This is a genomic window from Paenibacillus methanolicus (assembly GCF_008124765.1).
GTDB classification, from domain to species: Bacteria; Bacillota; Bacilli; order Paenibacillales; family Paenibacillaceae; genus Paenibacillus_Z; species Paenibacillus_Z methanolicus.
Genome location: NZ_VNHS01000012.1, coordinates 66576 through 85602, shown reverse-complemented (window position 1 = coordinate 85602; position 19027 = coordinate 66576). Strand labels below are relative to the sequence as shown.

Here is a 19027-nt window from a genome sequence, read left to right as displayed (position 1 = left end):
GCAAACAAGACCACGACCGTCCAAGGCCGGACGCGTGGTCTTTCCTATGCTACCGATCCGCCGTGACGCCATCTCTCGCACGCTCCTCCTCCAGCATCTCCGCCAGTCCCTCCCGCAGCGAATAAGACGGACGCCAGTCCAGCGCGGTCGTCGCCAGACCGTTGTCCAGCAGGCTATCGCGGATATCCCCCGGCCGGCCCGACATGTATTTCGGCGCGAACGGTTTGTCGAGCAAGCCGCACATCGTGCGCAGCAGCTGATTGACGCTGGTCGGGATGCACGAGCTCACGTTGATCGTCCGTCCGCCGCCTTGGGTCAACGCGGCGATGTTGGCCGCGACCACGTCCTTCACGTAGACGAAGTCGCGCGTCTGCTGGCCGTCGCCGAAGATGACGCACGGTTCGCCCTTCCGCAGACGCGAGGCGAATATCGACACCACGCCGCCCTCGCCCCGGGTGCCTTGGCGCGAGCCGTACACGTTGCTGTACCGAAGGATGGTGTAGTCCATGCCGCTGGTCTCCGCCGCCACGCGGATGTACTGCTCCGGCGCGTATTTCGAGATGCCGTAATACGACTGCGGCCGAATCGGATGACGTTCGCTCACGAGCGCGCTGACCGGATTGCCGTACACGGCCGCGGAAGACGCGTAGACGAGCTTGCGCGCGCCGCTGGCTTTACAGGCCTCGAGGACGTAGATGGTCCCCGTCACGTTGTTGGCCGCATCCTTGTCCGGCCGCTGCATCGACTGGGCGACGGATACGGACGCAGCTTCGTGGAACACCACCTCCGGGCGGAAGCTGCGGCAGACGTCCGTTAAATTAGGATGCAGCAAATCCAGCTCGACCACTTCCGCCTCCGGGTGAACATTGCGGCGATCGCCCGTGCTCAGGTTGTCGACGACGAGTACGCGATGCCCCTCCGCGATCAACCGGTCCACGAGATGCGAGCCAATGAAGCCCGCCCCTCCGGTTACGATGACGTTACTCATGCTGCCTCATCTCCTTGTCTCGGTCTCCGTATATACAAAACACGTCTCGCATATCTTGCCGTGCGATTTGCAGTTTACGTCTTCCTCTCGCGCGATGACGAAGCAATCCTTGTCGTCCCGCTGATAAGCCGGGCACTGCCGGCATACGTCGGAAGGCGAGCACAGCATGTCCCAGCACGCGCCGAGCGCGCGACCGCCCAGCTGCGGACCGCCGCGCTTCTCCTCGAACCAGCCGACGAACGTCTGCACGATGCCGGCGTCCAGCTGCGAACCGGCGAGCGTCTCGAGCGAGCGGATCGCTTCCCGGAACGGCATCGGCTCCCGGTACTTCCGCCCGTTAATCTTCGCCAGGAACGTCTGCACGACGAACAAAATGCGCGAACCGACCGGAATCCCGTCGCCCCGCAGCCCGGCCGGATACCCATGCCCGTCGATGCGCTCGTGATGATAGCGGATCATGTCCGCGACTCGCTTGCTGCCGAGCGTCATTTCGGCGATGACCGCGCCAACCTCCGAATGCAGCTTCATCGTCTCGAACTCCAGCTCGGTGTAGCGGCCTTCCTTGAGATACAGCTCCTCCGATAAGCCGAGCACGCCGATGTTGCTTAAATAAGCCGCGGTGCCGATGTCGCGCACGTGATCGTCGGACAAGCCCAGCCGCTTGGCGATGACGATCGAATACCGGCTCATCAGCTCGGAGTACCCGACGGTGAACGGGTTCAAATCGTCGATCGTGCCGGCGAGCAGTTTGAGAAACTCGGCGTACGTATGCGCGAACGGCTTCATCCGCTCTTGAATGGCGAGCAGCTGCACGAGCTGGCGCGTCATCGTCGCGAACGTCGTGCGCAGCTGAGCCTCTGAATGTTCGCTCATCGCATGACGGTGCAGCCCGCCGATGAAATACGCCCGCTTGCCCGGCAGCGGCAGCCGTCCGGCAAGCAGGTAGCCTTCGCTTATGCCGCCAAGGAGCGATAACGCCTGATCGAACTCGACGTCATCTTTGCCCCATAGGACAAGCTCATGCGGTTCGATCAATTGAATGAGCAGCGACATGGCGGCAGCTTCGGAGAGACGGTGCTTGACGGTATCCGACCAGCCGAAGAACATCGGGATCGAGGCATTGCCCGCCTCCGTTACAAGCAGACAACCGCCCGTCAGGCCGAGCGCGCTCGCGGACATCCCGAGCGCCTTGCGCACGACGGCTTCGGGGTCCATCGCCATCGTGCTGATCGCCTCGAGCGCGGCGCGCGACGTCTCGACGATGGACGCCTTGCGGTCCATCCGGTCGGACTCGGCCAGCACGTCCAGCAGTTGCGGCAGGTCCGCGCCGACGGCGCCGAGCAGGAACGACTGGCGGCGGGAGATCGAACGCACCGGCCCGATCCGCACCAGTCCCACCGCGCCGACCGGCATGTTGTAGAGGGGCACCGCGCCTTCGCTCACGAGCCCGGCCGTCCGCGAAGCCGCGTCCGCCGCGATCGTCAAGGGAGGATGGTACCGCTCCTTCTTCTCGTAAGGCGCAAGCCCGCTATACGATGGACCGATCTCCCCCGGTCCTTCCCGACGGTAGCGAACGGCTCTCAGCACAAACGTCTCGCTTCCCGCGCCCTCCCGAATGTAGAAGGTGTAGCTGTCCGCTTCGACCATCTGGCTGATCGCTTCCAGGAAGAGGCTCAGGTTGTTGTCCAATCCCGCTTCGGGCTGAATGCGTTTGACCAGCAGCTCGAGATGGGCGGAACGCGCCAGCCGAAGACGCTGGCGATGATTGACGAAGGCGAGCCAGATCAGCAGAAGCAGAGCCGCTCCGAGCAAAATCCACCCTATGATCGATGCGGAGTACCATGCTTGTTCCGATTGTTCCAAAAGGCGCGCCCTCCTTCCCCGTCCGTCCCAACGCCAAAATAGCGCCCTCAGCGTCCGTACGCCGCTTGCATAACGCGCAGAACTCTGATGATTTCATTGGATCAGTCCATAGATATGCGCCTTGCGCTCCTACTGCAGCCACTCCCGCTGCGCCGGCAGCTCGCGCGGAAGAGGAGCCTGTTTGTCGGCATGCGCCAGCTCCTGCTGCTCCAAATCGCTAATCGCGATATGCTGCGCCATCTGCCGGATTTTCTCGTTCATGATCGACAGCTGGATCGAGAGATGCAGCACCATGACGAGCAGCACCAAGGTGGACAGCAAGAACAGCAGCGTCGGCGGATAGTTGATGCCGAGCATCCAGGCCAGATGATTGAACCAGCTCGGATAAGCCGATAAGCCTAAAATGATCGCGGCGCTCAGCAGCCAGACGACCGAATTGCGCGCGCTGATCTTGTGCCGCAGCAGCAGCCGGATAATGATGCCGGAGAACGATAGCCCGCATAAGAGGACGAACCATCGCAGCACATCAGCCATTGGCGTAGGCCACCTCCTCGCGAGTCATTTTGTGTCGGATCAGCACGACCAGGATGCTCAGCAGAATTTGGCACATGTAGATGGCCGGCTTGAACCCCGCGTGCATCGACACGCCAGCTTCCCGCTGCTTCATCCGGGCCGGCACCTCTTTGATGCTGAACTTCATCAGGATTTGCTGGATGAGAATATCCGCGTCCGGAAAGTCGGCCGGGAACCGGTCGCGGACGGAATAATAGCTGAACACCCGGCTGGATACGCCCCGCAGCCCCGAGGTCGGATCCGAGATGCGCTTGCCGGTCAGCCGCCGAATGAGCATGCGGAAGAAGCGAATGCCCGCCCCTTTGATCATCCCCGTCTCGAACGCGCCGTCCTTGGAGACGAAGCGGGAGCCCATGACGATATCCGTGCCGCCCCGCGCAAGCTCCGCCATAATGGCCGGCAAGTCCTGCGGACTGTGCTGTCCGTCGGAGTCGAACTGGATAATGTACGGATAGCCGGTCTTCACCGCGTATTTGTACCCGGTCTGCAGCGCGGCGCCGTAGCCGAGATTGCACGGATGGGACAGGACAACCACCTCCCCGTACCGTCTGGCCCGTTCCTCCGTCCGATCGCGAGAGCCGTCGTTGACGACCAGAATATCGATCGGGAGCTTCGCGGCGAGCAGCCCTTCGAGAACCGTCCCGATATTATCTTCCTCGTTGAAGGCGGGGATGACGATGAGAAAACGGTTGTCCATGTTCCGGCACCTCCTTCAAGCGTATGGCCTCGACTTTCGCATAAGCAGCCAGCCAATCAGCAGCGCATTGAGCGTCCACCCCGCGCAAGCCCCGTAGCCAAGCGCCGGAGCGCCGTAACGCGGGACGAGAAGCAGATCGAACGCCATCGTAAAAGCCGTGGAAACCGCGTAGATCGCCGCGCATCCCCGAAGCCGGCCGATCGCAAGAAAGTAACGCAGCCCGATCGCCGAGACCGCTTGTCCGACGACGCTGAGCGAATACCCCGCGAGCAGATCGGAGGTCATGCGGACGGAGTCCGCTCCGAACGCGCCTCGCCCGAAGAGCAGCTCGACCGCGAAGCCGCGAAGCGCGAACAGCAGCGCGGCGGCCGGCAGCAGCAAGGCGAGCGTTCCTCGGGCGGCGCGCAGCGCTTCCATGCGGGCCACCTCGCCGGCTTGTCCGCGAAGACCGGCGCCATCCGCCTTGCGCGACAGCGAAGGCAGCAGCACCGCCGTCACCGCGGCGACGAACACCCAATTCGGGAATTGGGCGACGCGGTACGCATAGCCGACCGCCGTCACCGTCCCCGGCGCAAGGTTAGCGGCGACGGCGCGCTCGAACGCATAACTTGCCTGCATGCACAGCGTGAGCGCAAGCAACGGCGCCATGCCGGCGTAGACGGCTCGCAATCCTTCCGATCGGATCATCGCGGGAGGGGCCCATACCTGCTCGGGCAATGGCGCGGACGCGCTGGCCGAAGCCTCGATCGGCGGGCGGGGCCGGTCGGCGCGGGCACTTTCGCGGCCGGGCGGCTGTGTCGCTAGACCCGCGCTTATGCTTCCTCTCGACGGCCGGTCAGGTCGGATTTGGGCCGCGTTAAGCATCAACCGAGCATACCGAAGTCGCAGCAAACCCGCCATCCCGACGACCCCCGCCAAGATCGCCCCCGCGTAAACGATCGCCCCGAACGTGCGGTCGACCTGGAGCAGCGCGCATCCGATGACGGCCGCGAGCATCGTCGCGTTCAGCAGCAGCGGAGCGGCCGCGGCGGCGAAGAAGGAGCCCGCGGCCGCAAGCGCGGCGGCGTACGCCGCGAAGATCGGAAAGACGGGCAGCGCCGCGAGCATCAACCGGTAGAGCACCGCCCAAGCGGGATAATCCGAACCGTTGCCCGCGCCATGCCCCAACAGGCGGAACACCGCTTCGCCCCCCGCCCACAGCGCGAGCGCGACCGCCGCAAGCGCGGCTGACGTTTGAACCGTCAGTCGTCTTGCCGCCTTGGCGAACTCGGGGTAACGACCCTGCGCCCACAGCCGGGATAGCGCCGGAACGGCGGCGACCGATACGACGGCGGCGATCAGGTTGTAGCCGATCGTCTCCGGCAGCAGATAGGCGGTGTTCACCAGATCGGCCGCCCTCGTGGTCCCGAAGTAAGCGGCGAACGCCAGGTCCTTGGCGAACGCCAGACCCGCGCCGGCCAGGTTCACCAAGGTGACGCCGCCTATCAGGAAGGCGCCGGCAGGCACTCGCCAGCGAAGACGACCGCCCGCTCCCGCCCCGTTCACGTCGCCGCCCCGGCCGCCGGCGTAACCAGCTCGTGAATCGGATACGTCCGTTCCCGGATAAGCTCGCCGAGCGGCGCGAATTCGAAATCTTGCAGCAGCCGCGTCAACTTCGGCCTCATCGCGGCCAGCCCGTAATATTGCACGAGCCGGATATGCGGCGGAGCGGGAAGACGCGGCTGCCCGAGATCGAACTCCCACGGATGCGAATAGATCATGCCGGGGCGCGAGCGATTGACCCGTTTCAGCGCCCATTTCACGAATCCGTACGGGAGAGCCCGCAGATAGAACCCGCCCGAGAACGGAACGGCGACGCCGTTCACCTCCGCGACCGACGGCGGGAACTCGGTCAGTCCCGTCAGCCTCCCGTTCACGAGCGGCCGGAACGGGGCGCGCGGCGCGCCGGCGACGCCGGACAGCGGCGTGCGGAACGGCTGCAGGCTGGAATCGCAGCGGAACCCCTCCTCCGCGAGAATATGCAGCGCTTCGTACCGCTCCGGCGAGATGGACCACGACGGTGCCCGGTATAGCTCCACTTTGCGTCCGGTAATGCCCTCGAGCACCTCCTTGGAGAAGCGGACGTCCGCCCGGAATTCCTCCAGCGTCTGCGACGTGACGAGACGATGCCAGCCGCCGTGCGAAGCGATTTCGTGACCGCCCCGCGCGATATCCTCCACCAAGGAGGGATGCCGCTGCGCCACGCAGCCGAGGATGAAGAACGTGCCGCGCGCGCCGTGCCGCGCGAACAGCTCCAGCACGTCGGCGGTACTCTGCGCGACGCGGTCCTCGTAGCGGTGCCACTCGGAAGACGGAATGTCGAGCCCGTTCGTCATGTAGTAATCCTCCACGTCCACGGTCAACGCGTTCAGCATGCGTGCTCCCTCCCGTCGTCTCTCATCACGCCGCGTCTTCTTCTGCGTGTCTTCGCTTCGTATCGCCGAGCTTTCGCGAGCCTTGTTCCTAAGTCTGCTTACCTGATAACGGACACGGCTATTCCCCCGAGCGCCGGGAGTCGCGGCTTTACCCGGCGTCAGCCCATATGCTATCGCTTGAACATTTTCCGCCACATCCCGGCGTCGAGCGCATATCTCGCGCAGGCGAGGCCGAACCCCGCGGCCGCCATCGGATCGCGCCAGGACAGCATATCGTCCTCGACCGGCCGGCCCCCTTTGCCGAGCAGCGGCGGATCAAGACCTCGCCAAGCCCCCGTCGAGATCGCCCGCAGCAGATCTCCCGGCAGCAAATTGCGCGTTACTTGCCCGATTCGGTAGGACGTAACCGGTTCGACCCGTTCGCCGAGCGAGAGCCGATAATGCAAATACGGAAAATCGACCCCGGACTGTATCGCCAGATGCAGCGAGTTCCAATAGCGCGGATTGATCTCCATCAGCTTCAGCCGCCCGTCGCGCGGGTCGCGCATCCATTCGGCCTCGGCGATGCCGCGCCAGCCGAGCTTGGCCAGGAGCGCGGCCGCCTGCTCGGCGAGCTCGGGCATGGCGATGCTCTCCTGCACCGTGCTCGGCCCGATGTCCGCCGGATAATGGCGCACCTCCCGCTGGACGAACGAGGCGGCGAGGCGTCCTTGCGCATCCACTAGAATCGCCGCGTCCAGCCGCTCGCCGGGCGGTATGTATTGCTGGATCATCGGCGGCGGGCCGCCGGCCGCCGCTTCTCTATAAGCTGTGCCAAGCGCCTCCGCATTATGAACGAAGCGAATACCTCGCGATCCGGAGGAATGCCGGGGCTTGATGACCAGCGGGAAAGCTTCGCTCGCCGCGATGGCGGCCAGTTCCTTCTCGTCTTGCGGCATCCAAGTAAACGGCGTCTCCATGCCGAGCTCGCGCGCCGCCCGGACGGTCTCGTATTTGTCCGCCGCGCGGCGGAACGGCTCCGCGTCCGGCTGAAGGAAGCGGGCGGATAGGGCTGCCAGACGCTCCCGCTCGGCGATCGTGATCCCGACCGTCGCTTCGTCCATCGGCAGCAGCACGAGACCGGGCATCCGTGCCGCCGTCTCCACCAGCCATGCCGCATAGTCTTCCGGCTGTTCCGACGGGTGCGGGCTGAGCAGACGGCCGGCGCAATGCTTGGAGAACCCGGTCGGCGTGAAGCGCGTCGAATCCGCGGCGTAGACGGGAATGCCCTTGGCCCCGAGCGATCGCACGGCGGCCAGCGACTTGCGCAGCAGCGCGTCGGTGACGAGCACGGGCGCGTTCATGAAGCGCTCCCCCAGAGTCGCCGGTAGTTCTTATCTTTCGCCTCCGGCCGCTCGATATACCGGATTCGGATGAACGCATCCTCGTAGAAGACCGCGGGCGCCCCATGATGGGCCGAATAGACGCGCAGCCAGTCCGCCAGCAGCCGCTGCTCCTCTTCGTGCTTGGCATAGCGTTCCTCAGCCAGCTTCGCATAGATGATCAAATTGTCCGGCACGCGAAACACCTGCTTCTCCTCCACGATGAAGACGGTAGAGGTCAGATTGGGGTCGGGGACGTTCTGCCCGTAACGAGTAAGCGGCGGCAAGGCCGGGTCGTATTCGTCCACCAGCGTCCGCACGTATTGATGCCACCCGATGCCGTACGCGAGCGAATAGCCTTCCTCCTGCGAGAACATCGTCCACGTATGAAGCGGCTCCTCGCCCGCGATGCGCAAATATTGGCGGAACATGCTTTCCCAGTCCATCTTGTACGTGACGATCGGACCGAGCCGAAGGGTACCCGCGACGACGAGCAGACAGACGGCAGCGGCCGCAGCCTCCGCCGCAGGACGGAGACGCCACGCGCCGAGCGTCCGCCACGCCGACCACCAGGCGAACCCGGCCGAGAAGCAGATGCCGAGCGCCCATAACGCCTGCGTGCGGGACGCCAGCACGACGCTCCCCGTCAAATAAGGCGCGATGTAATAGAGCAGGAATGAAGCGGTCCCGATCCCAAGCGCGAACCATTCCGCCAACCTGCGCTCTCGGCGCCTCCAGCCGATGAGCAGAGAGCCCGCCATGATGGCGAGCGCGGCCAAGCCCAGCTTGTCCGCTCCCGTCAGCGCCGGAATGGCGGCGACCGTCGTGCTCGTCAGAAATTCGGCCGCGCTGGTATTCATCGGAACGCCCAGCCAGAGCCCGATCTGGATCGGGGCATACGTGGCGACGGCGGTAGCGGCTGCCGCAAGAGCCGCGATGGCTATTGTCCGCCATCGGCGGGTCTCCTTCATGAGCATGGCCGCGATCAGGCAGACGCCCACGCCCATGCCCGCGTACGCGAACGCCAGCGTATGCGCGAACCCGGCCGCGGCCAGTCCCGCAAGGGCGGTCCGCAGGGCCGGCCGCGCGCCGGTCTTCAAGTAGCGCAGCAGAAAGTACAGCGACGGGAAAACAAACACGAAGGCAAACTCCTGCGAGTTGGTCGCCGCTTGCCGTTCCCAGTCGCCCCCGAATAGGAACGGGCCGCCGAAGCTACAGACCGCCGCCCCGGCGATGCCGGCGAACGCGCTGCCCGTCAGACGCGACAGGACGAAGTAGAACCCGGCCGCCGTCAGCACGCCGCACAGCGGACCGGTGTATTTCAATACGTAGAGCGGATCGATCGCGGCGAACTTGCTCAGCAGCGACAGCGTAATGTGAAAGCCCTGGGGATACAGGCCGTCGTGGAACAGCACCCGGGCGTTAATGTACTTCATCCAGGCCAACGTCACCGCGCCGTCCGAGAGCGCGGGGGCGGCATAGGTTACCGCGTCGTAGAAACGGATATAAGCGCCCGCCGCGAGAACGGCGAGCAGCAGCGCGCTCGGGAGCCAGTCGCGCAGGCCCCTGCGCCAGTATGCGCTCCTCCGCCCGTTGGCCGATTGCCCGGCGCTAGAGGGGATTGCATCGGTATCGCGATCCCGAACAGCCCCCTTCATTGCAGGCCGGATCAAGCGGAAAGCGGTTTGAACATCCGCGTCCCGGCTCTCGCCAACGCGGATGTCCGACGCAGACTCGCGAAGTCCTTCCGAACCCGGTTTCGCCCCGACGGCCGCCGGTGCCTCTCCCCGGTTGTCCGCTCGAAGCCCGTTCGTGCCCGGCCGATGTCTCCACCGCCAAGGCCGCCCCAGCCGCAGCCCGCCGTCGAACAGCGCGTAGAAGCGAAGACGCAGCCGCTGCGCCAAGTCCGCTCTCGCCTGCTTGCCCCCGCGCTGCCACAGCCGCCGCGCGCTCAGCATGACGAGCACCGCCGCGACCGCCATGAACTCGTATAACTTGAGCGCGACCAGCGCATAGACCATGACGATATAGACGCAGGCCGCTTTCATGAACAGCGCATAGACGCCGGCCAGACGGTCGCCCGGCTCCGCTCTCAGGAACAACCGCGGCCACAGCAGGAACAGCACCGCGCAGGCGAACGCGTAGTGCGTTATCGCGTATAATTGGCTGCCAAACGACGAGTAATCCAGACGCACCGCCCTCCTTCGCTTCCCGCCTGCCGGCGCCTACGATATGGCGTACAAGTAATAGTCCAGCTTCCCAAGCACCTGGCGCATCGCGCGGAAGGACAGCGCCGAGAAGACGATCGCGCCCGCCAGCACGCCGAAGACGGCGAACGAGTAGTCGATCCACCGGCTGAGCGCGAAGCCCAGTACGACGTTGACCGCGAGCGCCGGCACGATCGCCCGGTTCACCAGCGACGGCTGCGACAGCGAGAACAGCGTGACCGCGTTCATCAGTCCGGTCGCAAGGATGACGTAAGCCAGCAGCACGACGAGGAATACGAACCGCGTCGTCGCGCTCGCGATGAGGTGCTCGCCCTCCCGGGCGTAGTAGATTCCGTCGAACAGCTGAGCCAAACCGTAGATGAGCAGCGCGCTCAAAGCCGAGGAAACCGCGATCGCCGCCATCATCCGGTTATACACCCGGCGGAAGCGCGCGTTCATCAGCTCCGACTCGAAGCCCCAGTAGCGCTTGTAGCTCGCTTCGATGTCCAGCATCAACTTGTTCACCATGACCTCGCATACGCCAAGCGGGATCATGAGCGACAGCAGCGCGAAATCCAGCCCAAGCTCGTATTCCCCGCGGAACCAGATGAAATACGGCATGTAATCCACGTTCGAGGACCAGGCCATGATCCGATCGACGAACAAGAAGACGAAGTACAGCAGGCCGTAGGCAAAATAAGGCGCCACCGCGTAAACCGTAACGGCCAAACGCGGCATTCTAGGCGCGATCCCCTTCTCCTCCCGCTTGGCCGCCTGCCGGAAATAATAGACGACGAGCGCCATCCCCGCGGCCGACACGACCAGGATGGACAGCAGCTGCGCGAAGATAATGTCCCAGGCCAGCACGCGAAACAGCACGTACACGATGGCGATGCCCGCGAGAATAAGACCGGTGAACGTCAGCTCCCGCCGCAGGATGTACATGACCGTCACGGACAGCCAGATCGACACGAGGAAGAAGAAATACAGCACGATGTACAGGAACATCTCCGGCGGAAACACGTTGAAGACGAGATTGAACGCCAGCAGCAGCGCGCAGGCGACGAGCGCGGCCGCGTAGCCGAGCCGGATGAACAGGAAGGTGACTTTGCGCGCCATGTTGTAGTAGCCCTGCGAAATGTAAAAGAAGCCCCGCCGCGCGATCGCCTGCGTAAATCCGCCCACGACGACGAAGCTGGCGATCGTGCCGATCGCGATGCACGTGGCAATCTCCACGGACAAATGCTCGTACGACCATAGCGAGAATTTCAACGTCAGCATCGAGATGACCGAGATCGCCATCGGCAGCGCGAAGATTACGCCCCGCAGGAAGCTCTTGAGCAGCGCGAGCCCGGTGCGGAGCACGCCCGTCTGTTCATTGACGGCGAACGTGCTCGTCACGACCTTACGGCGGACGGCTTCCCACACTTCGGCGGCGAGTTCGAAAATATCGGTCGTGCCGAACGCCTCCGCGGCCCGGGCATCGTTCCAGCCCATCGATTCCAGCAGCGCGGCGACCGCGTAGCGATCCTCGGGCAGCGCATCCCGGGCGGCGACGTCGCTCGCGAGCCGCTCGAACCGTTCCGCCCGCGCCGTCTCGGCAGGCTGAGACTTCGGATCGGCCGAACGCAATACCGGAAGCGGCGGATTCATCGCGTATCCGCCCCCAAGCCGGGAATGACCATATGTACGACAAGCTCCGCCAGCTTGCCTTCGCGCTCCGCAACCGCCACGATCTCCGCTGTAATAGGTTCGCCCTGGGCGATCAGCAGCCGTCCATCCGCGGCATGGAGCGATTGCCCCGCCGTCTTGCCGACGATGTAGCGTTCCCGCACGAATCGAATCTCTTCGCCGAGCGCCGCGCTGGCGAGACCGGAAAGCTTGGATTGGAGAACAGGCGACTCCTCTGAGGGCGGCATGCTCCCTGTAGGCGCGTCGCCGGGTTGACTTGCGCCGGCCAACGGGGAGCTTGCTTCCGCCGCCCGCACCTCTTCTGCAGATGTATCGGGAGAGGCAGCCGCGTCCCCGAACCGATCGGCACGGCCGCCGATCCTCGATTCGGAGCCGGATTCGTCGAGCGCGGACGCGTCGCCCGAGGTGGCCGATGGGCCGGCTCGGGCCGTCACCGGGGCGGTCTCGGCATTGTTCTGCCGTCCAGCGTGCGGAGCCGCTTTCCCGACTTCTTCAGCCGGAACCCTGGCCGCCCGAACCTGATCGTCTCGATCAAGCGCGGATGCATCTCGGCCCCGGCCCGTACCGGCGACGAGCGGTCCCGCGTGCTGCGGCAGCTGCTCCGGATCGCTGTTATCCTGCATATACGGCTCCAAGTCTCCCCAATAGGCGGAGGACGCCGGTCTCCCGAGCCTGCCGCTCCGGGAGGCGGACACGCCCGCCGCCGCTCTGGCGGCCTTCATCCCCTTGGAGACGTCAAGCGCGAGTCCGGAAGCCGGTCTGGCCCCGGCCGCCAGCGCGACATCCGCCGCGTCCGGCATGGCGCCGCCGGCATCGCGCCATTCGCCGGCCGCCTCCACCCGGTCGAGCATCGCCCTGAGGCGGAATTGAAGGACCTTCGCGCTGCGCGCCGAATCCGCCACGGCGCGGCGGACGCCGTGCTCGCGGGCAGCCGCGGCCTCGTCGCTGAACGCTGCGTCCCCTTCTCCTTCCGGCGGCATGCCGATAGCCGCCTGCAAGGGAACTTGCACGTCCGACAGCGCCGCCTGCAGCAGCGCCAGCTCCTCGCCGTCGCCGGACTCGCGCGAGACATGAGCCCCTCCGAACAGCGAATCCGCTTCGGCTAACAGCCTGGCGATGGCCGCTTCGCATTCGGCGAATTGCCGATCGGCTTCCCGAACTGCCGCCTCATGCTCTGCTTCGCGTTGCTCGTATAGGCGGCGAAGCGCGGCGGCTTCCGCCTCGCCTTGGCGCCGGACCGCCGCGGCGGACCGGGCGATCCGGTCCGCCGCCCAGCCGTCGATGGCCGGGTCCGCACGGTCCGCCCCGTCCGAGCCGCCCGCAACGGTACCGGGCGGCCGCCGGCCATCCCGCCTGCGCCGCAAGTCCTCCGACAGTCGCTCTCCCCGTGCGCGCTCCTTGCGGATAGCCGCTCCCAGCTCCTCCGCTTCGCGTTCGCGCGCGGCTTCGAGCGCCGCGAACCATTGCTCCGTCTCCAAGGGATGATAGCCCCGCCAGGCGCGAGGCAGCTCCTTCGCTGTGCTCAATCGCCATCCTCCTCCCCTCCGCGCCACCTCGCCTGCGCTTCGCCCAGCCTCGTCTCCAGGCGGGCAAGCGCGTCTGCGCGCAGACGCGCTTGATGCGCCTTGTCCGCCTCGTGACGCGCGCGCTGATCCCGCAGTCTTGCCGTCTGCTCCTCCACGAGCACGCTCGCCTCGGCATGCGCGGCCGCTAGTTGCGCGACCTCCCCGAAGTCCCGCGACTCCTCATTGTCATGCGTCTCCCCGACCGACCGGCGGAAGGACGTAATGCGGACTAATTCGCCCGCAAGCCGTTCGTTATCGCTCTGCAGTCGGACCAATTCCTCCTGTAGTCCGTTCATCCGATCCGCATGCCGCGCGGTCAAGTTCTCGTATAGCGCCTTGACCGCGGCCGGATGATAGCCCCGCAGCGTCCGTCTCAAATTGCTCGTCATGTTAACCGATCCTCCGATCCGCCTGCAGACTGGCGTACAGCTCGCTCCGCAGCAGTTCCGCCATCGCATCGTCATGCCGGCCCAGCGCGTTATAGGAGCCGGCCAGCTCCGTTAGAATATACGGAACGCATGGCGCGTCCGGCAGAATCGCGAGCGCGTCCCGATAAGCGGCGATGGCCGGCTCGTGCCGGCCGCGCGCGGCCAGAGACAGTCCCTCTTCGACCGCCGATCGCTGCCTGCGCGCAAGCTCCTCGGGGACATCCAAGTCCTCGAGAGTATCTGCCCCCGGGCCGAAGACGCCTGCGCCCGATGACATTTGGTCGCGCGTATCCCCCCTTTCTCCTAGTGCCGGGGATCCGTCCTTCTCCGCCTCCTCCGCTCCCTGCTGCCGAGCCGGATCTTCCCACGCTTTGCGCGCGACGGGCGGAATCCGTTCGGCGGCGCAAGCGGCAAGCTTAATATAACTCTTCATATGCAGTTCCAATACGCGGCTTAGCGTAAAATAGGAAAGCGCCCGCTCCCTGCCGTCCCGTCCGGCCTCAGCCCGCAGCCCGGGGTTGTCCGCGTAAGCGAGAATCGCTTCGGCCAGCGCCTGCGGATTGCGCGGCTCCACCAGCTTGCCGGTCTCGCCTAGCGCCTCGGAGATGCCGCCGACGTCGGTGGCGACGACCGGCCTGCCCGTCATCATCGCCTCGACGACGGAATACGGGAACGCCTCCGAGATGCTGGAGAGGACGATCACGTCTCCGCTGTTATAAGCGGCGGTCATCTGCGTCGCGTGGCCGGCGAAGACGAACGACCCGCCCAAACGCAGCTCCTCTCTCAGCGCAAGGCACTCTTCGTAATAGGCCGGCACGCTAACCGAGCCGTAGACGACGAACGTAGCGGCCGGTTGCTTGTCCAGCACGATCCGCGCGGCCCGCAGAAACGTCTTAATATCCTTGATCGGATCGATCCGCGCGATCATGGCGATCGTGACCCCGCTCCCCTCGCTTCGGCGGGACTCGTCCGGCTTGAAGACGCGCGTATCGATTCCGTTGTAGATGACCTCGATCCGCCGCTTGGAGATACCCAACTCGCTTTCCCAGCGGGTATTGTACAGACAGACCGGCGATACCTGATCCGCGAACGCGTAGTTCAGGCTGGTGATCGATTGAATCATGCGAATGAGGAATTTGGTCAGGAACGTCGAATAGCCCCGCCCGGAGAGCGACAAATATTGCTCGCGCAAATAGATGCCATGCTCGGTCAGCAGGTAGGGCGTATCGTATATCTTTTTGGCCAGCACGCACGGAATGCCGCAGAACGCCGCCGCGGAGGAATGCGCGACGTGCGCGCGCGGCACCGGCGTGTTGACGATATTGAAGAACCGGTACACCCAGCCCAAGCTTTGAATCAGCCCGTGGATGTCCGGCTGGCTGAATCCGGTCGATTTGTCCGCCGCGATCGCAAGCATCATCGACTTGTAGTAATCCCAGACCAGCTCGTGTTTGAAAGTCGCCTTGTACTCGTAACGCTCGAAGTAGCGGTAAAGGCCGACCAGCGTGTCCGCCAGCCGGTACGGGTCCTTGATCTCCGCCGTCAGCTCTCTTAAGAGCGCCTGCAGCAGCGGCAAGAAATGTTCCCGGATTTCCTTCTCGCCCGTCCGCAGCTTCTGCGCGTAGACGTCCGCGAACGGCGTCTTCAGATGCTCGCTTGGCTCTTCGGTTCCCCAGAGCGGCACGCCATAGAGGCTTGCCCGCCCGGGCAGTTTGAACTTCTGGGTGACGAACGGGTTCATCATGATGCTGTACACGACGAAATCGACCTGCTCCAGGCTGTTCACCAAAATATCGCACCAGGTGCTGACGCCGCCTTGATGGTAAGGGTACGTCCCTTCCGTGGCGAGCATGACCAGCATGTTGTTGTCGTTCACGGGGACCGACCATCCTTTATCGGCTTTTGACTTAATTACCAACTAGGATGGACCGCTTAATGGATATTTATCGAATTTCGACCGTATCCAAACGATGCCAAAGGTCGTCCCGCGCGCCCTCGATCGACAGCCGGACGCCCGGCTTGCCCGTATCCGGGTCGACGATCGCGGCCAGCAGCGTATAGGCGCCCGGCTTCAAAGCGGCCGGTACCGGAATCCGCGCCTCCACCGTCTGGCGGTCGCCCGGCATCCACTTGCGGATGTCCGTCCGCGCCGTTACCGTCGTTCCCGCCGCGAGTCGCCCAGACGGGTCCGCAAGGGCGAACCGAACCGGCCACGGATAATAGAACGGCGCCGCGCCTTTGTTGCTCCACGCGGTCGTCAGCTGAAGCGAGCCGCCGCGCTTGATGACGCTCGCATGCGACGCCTGCTCGATGACGAGCCGATACCCCATGAGCCGCTGCAGGTAATGGACGCCCGCCTGCTCCTGCGTGCTGAGGCCGCTCTTCTCGTGCATGCCGAGCAGGGCGGTCGCGCCGATCCAGGATGCGTGGCTGGCGCGAATCTGAGCCGCCGCCCGCAGCAGCCGTTCTTCGTCCACGTAGACGTCCGGGGCATAGTTGCTGCTGAACTCGCCGCCCGAGTAGTTATAGCGCCACCACTCCGGCATGCGGGAGCCGTCCTTGGCCGCTTGCGCCTGCGCCGGCTGCACGTAATCCGCGATGCCGCCCCAGCCGCTGGCCGCCCACCCCAGCCACGTCGCCGTGGCGTCGGCTTCGCCGAACATGTCGTTGTACAAGCCGAGCCGGTGGGCCGCCGCCAGCGGGAACGGCTTGCGCATGCCGATCCTTTTCTCGCGGAACGCGTCCGTATAAGCTTGCACGTATCGATCGGACACCCCGAGCGACGGGAACGGCTCCTCTAGCAGCGCCGTGTGGAATTCGCCGTAATGGCCGAGGCTCCCGATCTGGATGAACGCGACGCGCGGATCGGCGTCGTAGCGCTTCGCGAGCGCCCGGATGACGCGCGCGTGCTCTTCGATCAGCAGCGGGCTGCCGTAATTCGGACTGAAACCAGCGCCCTCCTTCGTCTTGTAGCGAATGCCCGCTCCCGCCTCGCCTTCCGCCTCCGCGAGCGCCCGATAGAGCCAATCCGGGATATCCAGATGATTCGGATCGTCGCCGGGCACGTCCATGACGAAGCGCAAAATAAACCGGTCGCCGACGGCCGCCCATTTGGCGAAATCGTATTTGCGCTCCAGCCCCGCCCAGTCGAAGCGTCCCCGCTCCGGCTCCAAATCCCGCCAGCGGATGCTCGCCGTCACGAGGGCGTGCGGCTGCTTGTAGTCCCCGCCCCTGGACGACGGCGCCCAACCGATGAACGGATTCGTCAGCGCGCCGAACAGCTGCTTCGGATAATAGAGCCTGGATTCGCCAGCGTCAGGAGATGCGGCGGCTGCCCCCATGCGAGCGCTTGTCATCCGCGCCGCGCCGGCGGCCGGGATGCGGCCCCCGTCCGCGCTTTCGTATGCGAGAAGGAGCGGCTTGGCGGCAGGCAGTCCGACATCCGACAGATAGACGGAGAATCCGGCCGACGTTTCTCCGAGATCCGCATAGGCGGCTCCTTTGTCGAGCCATGCCTGCGCGGCGGAGTCCCAGGCGTACAGCCGGTTGTATTCGATTTTGAACTCGGCGCCGACTTCCGCGGCCGCGCGGCCGGCATAACCGGTCGCGGCATCGCCGTCCGTGCCGAGATAGATCGTATGCCATGGAAGCAGCTGCTCGCCCCGGATAAGGACATAGACCCGGCCCCCGCTTTGCAGCACGGACATGGTCCTCCCCTCCGCTCCGGCGGTCCCGACGAATCGCTCCCCGCGCGACCAGACGTCGACGCCGTCGACCGCCGGAACATCCCCGCCTTGGAGGCCCGAAGCCGAAGGACTGCCGATGAGCCCGAATTCGCCTGCCGGCAAGCTCGATGCGCTCAGGCGATAGGACTGCTTCCCGTAGTCGCCCGCGCCCGCGCCGGCAATCCGGATGAACACGCTCTCCCCGGCTTGGACGGCGACGTCGACTCTCTCGCTCTGGCCGCCTAGCTTGCCCTCGCCGAGCCGCTCGCCATGCGGGCTGCGCGCCTCGAGCTCGTAGTCCAGCCCCGCCGGCACGGTCAGGCCGAAGCGCACCCGTTCCGCGCGCAGCGACGTATACCGGTACCAATCCTCGTCGCCCGGCTTGGACAAATACGAGACCTGTTCGCCCGCCATCAGCGGCACCGCCTGCTCCGCCGCATCGTTCGGCTCGCCGTTATCCGCCATCTTCGCGTCCGTATAACGCAGCCGGACATCGTCGGCCAACAGAACGCCGGAGCCGCCAGCTTCCGTCGCGGACACGCGCAGCGTGACGAAGGCATACGCCGCCTTCGCGGGAACGATCCCCTCGGCGCGCACCGCGGCATATTGGGCGGCCGTCTTGGTCAGCTCGCGGCTCATCTCGCCCGCCCACTTCCCGTCGGCGTCGAAGAAGTCGACGAACAGCACGGCGCGCGCGCCGCTCAGCGACTGCGGCAGCAGGCTGCCTTCCAGCGCGAACGCCTTGCCGCCGGTGACCGCCACGCGCTGATAAGCGCCGATGTTGTCGCCCTTGGCCAGCTTGTCCGCCGTCAGCCGGAAGGCTTTCCGTCCGCCGGAGACGGGACTTGCGACGAGCGCGTACCGTCCGCTGCCGAGCGACCAGCCGTCCGCCTGGCCGTCTGCGTCCTTATCCCGCTCGAACCCGCCGTTCGTCAGCAGATCCCCGCCGTCGGTGCGTCCCCATACCGCCGTGCCAAGCACGGATTGCTTGCCCTCGCTGATCGCCGCCACGGCGAATTTATAGGACGTGGCGGACGCAAGCCCCCGCACTTCCATGTGCCGGGCATCGGTCGCCGCCGCTTGCTTGCCGTTGACGTAGACCGCATAGGTCCACTGCCCGGCGCCGGGCGGCGGCGACCAGGACAACGTCACGGACGCCAGGCTTGTCGCGGCCACCCTCAAGCCGGACGGCGGCAGCACGTACGCGCTCGCGCTCGCCTCATGCGCCGGTTTCTTCGGTTTGGTCGTCGCGGCTTGCGCCCGCTCCGCAGGCGGGAACCAGGGCCCCGCCGTATACAAACCCAGCAGCGTGACGGTTCCCCACATGGCCGCGGCGATCGTTCGCGGTCTCCTCATCTCGATCCCTCTTTCGGTTTCTACATCCGTGTATATCCCTTGTTTCGACAGCCGGGGTGACTTCCATTAGCGGAAAATGGAGGAAAGCGGCCGCCAGCGGCTATGTCTAGCGTTCCCCTCCTTCTCCTCTCCACGATCCGCCAGCGATGCCAATTTCG

General features: G+C 65.2%; 13 protein-coding genes. All 13 read right to left on the bottom strand.

Going from position 1 to position 19027, the window contains the following annotated elements; genetic code table 11:
- Positions 1-49: 49 nt before the first annotated feature.
- The 13 genes from BCM02_RS28110 to BCM02_RS28045 all read right to left on the bottom strand — a co-directional run bounded on the left by BCM02_RS28110 (position 50) and on the right by BCM02_RS28045 (position 18869).
- A complete protein-coding gene (locus BCM02_RS28110) occupies positions 50-988 on the bottom strand; it encodes an NAD-dependent epimerase/dehydratase family protein (protein ID WP_148932462.1) in 939 nt (312 codons plus the stop codon).
- Between the two features lie 6 nt (positions 989-994).
- Positions 995-2851: an HD-GYP domain-containing protein gene (locus BCM02_RS28105; RefSeq protein WP_148932461.1), complete on the bottom strand. Its 1857-nt coding sequence runs from the start codon at positions 2849-2851 to the stop codon at positions 995-997.
- Between the two features lie 129 nt (positions 2852-2980).
- Complete coding sequence (locus BCM02_RS28095; RefSeq protein ID WP_148932459.1) at positions 2981-3385, bottom strand: DUF2304 domain-containing protein; 405 nt, start codon at positions 3383-3385, stop codon at positions 2981-2983.
- Positions 3378-4121: a glycosyltransferase family 2 protein gene (locus BCM02_RS28090; protein ID WP_148932458.1), complete on the bottom strand. Its 744-nt coding sequence runs from the start codon at positions 4119-4121 to the stop codon at positions 3378-3380. The genes BCM02_RS28095 and BCM02_RS28090 overlap by 8 nt, the downstream gene beginning before the upstream one ends.
- Before the next feature lie 15 nt (positions 4122-4136).
- A complete protein-coding gene (locus BCM02_RS28085) occupies positions 4137-5666 on the bottom strand; it encodes a lipid II flippase MurJ (RefSeq protein ID WP_187434448.1) in 1530 nt (509 codons plus the stop codon).
- Complete coding sequence (locus BCM02_RS28080; RefSeq protein ID WP_148932456.1) at positions 5663-6535, bottom strand: DUF3473 domain-containing protein; 873 nt, start codon at positions 6533-6535, stop codon at positions 5663-5665. Before BCM02_RS28080 ends, BCM02_RS28085 begins: the two co-directional genes overlap by 4 nt.
- A gap of 170 nt (positions 6536-6705) precedes the next feature.
- Positions 6706-7878 (bottom strand): carboxylate--amine ligase, encoded by a 1173-nt coding sequence (locus BCM02_RS28075; RefSeq protein ID WP_148932455.1) that lies wholly within the window; start codon positions 7876-7878, stop codon positions 6706-6708.
- Complete coding sequence (locus BCM02_RS28070) at positions 7875-10091, bottom strand: hypothetical protein (protein WP_148932454.1); 2217 nt, start codon at positions 10089-10091, stop codon at positions 7875-7877. The genes BCM02_RS28075 and BCM02_RS28070 overlap by 4 nt, the downstream gene beginning before the upstream one ends.
- 30 nt (positions 10092-10121) lie before the next feature.
- Complete coding sequence (locus tag BCM02_RS28065) at positions 10122-11756, bottom strand: hypothetical protein (RefSeq protein WP_148932453.1); 1635 nt, start codon at positions 11754-11756, stop codon at positions 10122-10124.
- Positions 11753-13321, bottom strand: coding sequence for a hypothetical protein (locus tag BCM02_RS28060; protein ID WP_148932452.1), 1569 nt, complete (start codon positions 13319-13321; stop codon positions 11753-11755). The genes BCM02_RS28065 and BCM02_RS28060 overlap by 4 nt, the downstream gene beginning before the upstream one ends.
- Complete coding sequence (locus BCM02_RS28055) at positions 13318-13749, bottom strand: hypothetical protein (RefSeq protein ID WP_148932451.1); 432 nt, start codon at positions 13747-13749, stop codon at positions 13318-13320. The genes BCM02_RS28060 and BCM02_RS28055 overlap by 4 nt, the downstream gene beginning before the upstream one ends.
- A 1-nt stretch (position 13750) precedes the next feature.
- Positions 13751-15664 (bottom strand): GT4 family glycosyltransferase PelF, encoded by a 1914-nt coding sequence (gene pelF / locus BCM02_RS28050; protein ID WP_148932450.1) that lies wholly within the window; start codon positions 15662-15664, stop codon positions 13751-13753.
- Between the two features lie 67 nt (positions 15665-15731).
- On the bottom strand, positions 15732-18869 hold the full coding sequence (locus tag BCM02_RS28045) for a DUF4832 domain-containing protein (RefSeq protein ID WP_148932449.1): 3138 nt from the start codon (positions 18867-18869) through the stop codon (positions 15732-15734).
- Positions 18870-19027: the final 158 nt, after the last annotated feature.

Bases quoted from the DNA above. Each gene is read 5' to 3' on its own strand.
- BCM02_RS28110 (WP_148932462.1), bottom strand. From the start codon at position 988: ATGAGTAACGTCATCGTAACCGGAGGGGCGGGCTTCATTGGCTCGCAT.
- BCM02_RS28095 (WP_148932459.1), bottom strand. From the start codon at position 3,385: ATGGCTGATGTGCTGCGATGGTTCGTCCTCTTATGCGGGCTATCGTTC.
- BCM02_RS28090 (WP_148932458.1), bottom strand. From the start codon at position 4,121: ATGGACAACCGTTTTCTCATCGTCATCCCCGCCTTCAACGAGGAAGAT.
- BCM02_RS28080 (WP_148932456.1), bottom strand. From the start codon at position 6,535: ATGCTGAACGCGTTGACCGTGGACGTGGAGGATTACTACATGACGAAC.
- BCM02_RS28075 (WP_148932455.1), bottom strand. From the start codon at position 7,878: ATGAACGCGCCCGTGCTCGTCACCGACGCGCTGCTGCGCAAGTCGCTG.
- BCM02_RS28065 (WP_148932453.1), bottom strand. From the start codon at position 11,756: ATGAATCCGCCGCTTCCGGTATTGCGTTCGGCCGATCCGAAGTCTCAG.
- BCM02_RS28055 (WP_148932451.1), bottom strand. From the start codon at position 13,749: ATGACGAGCAATTTGAGACGGACGCTGCGGGGCTATCATCCGGCCGCG.
- BCM02_RS28045 (WP_148932449.1), bottom strand. From the start codon at position 18,869: ATGAGGAGACCGCGAACGATCGCCGCGGCCATGTGGGGAACCGTCACG.